This window comes from Paraglaciecola sp. MB-3u-78, from assembly GCF_002835935.1.
Taxonomy (GTDB): Bacteria; Pseudomonadota; Gammaproteobacteria; order Enterobacterales; family Alteromonadaceae; genus Paraglaciecola.
Genome location: NZ_PJCF01000050.1, coordinates 1 through 774 on the forward strand (window position 1 = coordinate 1; position 774 = coordinate 774).

General features: G+C 47.2%; 1 protein-coding gene. It reads right to left on the reverse strand.

Annotated features, from left to right (window positions below; all coding sequences use genetic code 11):
- A partial coding sequence (locus tag CXF95_RS26265) for an Ig-like domain-containing protein (protein ID WP_198556715.1) occupies nucleotides 1-675 on the reverse strand: 675 nt, incomplete at its 3' end.
- Nucleotides 676-774: the final 99 nt, after the last annotated feature.

Genomic DNA, 774 nt, shown 5'->3' on the forward strand with positions numbered 1-774 from the left:
TAGTAGCTCATCAGGTGTGAAGGTTAATACGTTATCAGTGACATCCACACTGCCCAGTACGCGTTGATTGGTATCACTGTTATAAAACAGTACGCTACTGCGCAGACTAATGGTTTCATCAAAGGTGATAACTACATTGGTATCAACTAGTATTCCCACCGCATTATTTGCCGGAACCACACTTTGTAATACCGGTCTGACGGTGTCACTGGCACCCGTAGTGGAAGTGGTGAAGGACAAGGCCTGCCCGCTCAAACCATTGCCGGCATAATCACACAGACCAGTGAACTCAACCTGGTAGGAGGTATTGGCCGCCAGGGATTCAGATGGAGTGAGGGTTAGGGTGCGTCTATCGCTGGATAAGACGCTAGCAAAGGCTACGTCATCGACACCATCGGTGATGAGTAACTGAGTTAAACAATTGCTACCCAGAGGCTCATTCAGGGTTAATACCACACGGGCATTCACCGGCACTTCAAGCGCGTTGTTAAGAATGTTGGTATTAACCAGAAGCGGGGCGACATCATCTGTTTGTTCACCGGTGACGAACTGAATGAAGCTATTCAGGGCAATGAAGTTATTAGCCATATCATATAGGTAGGGACTATAACCGACGTACCAATAATAGCGTCGGTTAGCAAGTAACAGACCATCCGGAATTAAGGTTAAAGTCATGCCATCTGCACTGAGGCTGAAGCTACTAGGGACACTAAATCTAGTTTGTGTGTCGTATAGGCGAAATGAGTTGCTGCCAAGTTGTACTGACGCTGGATC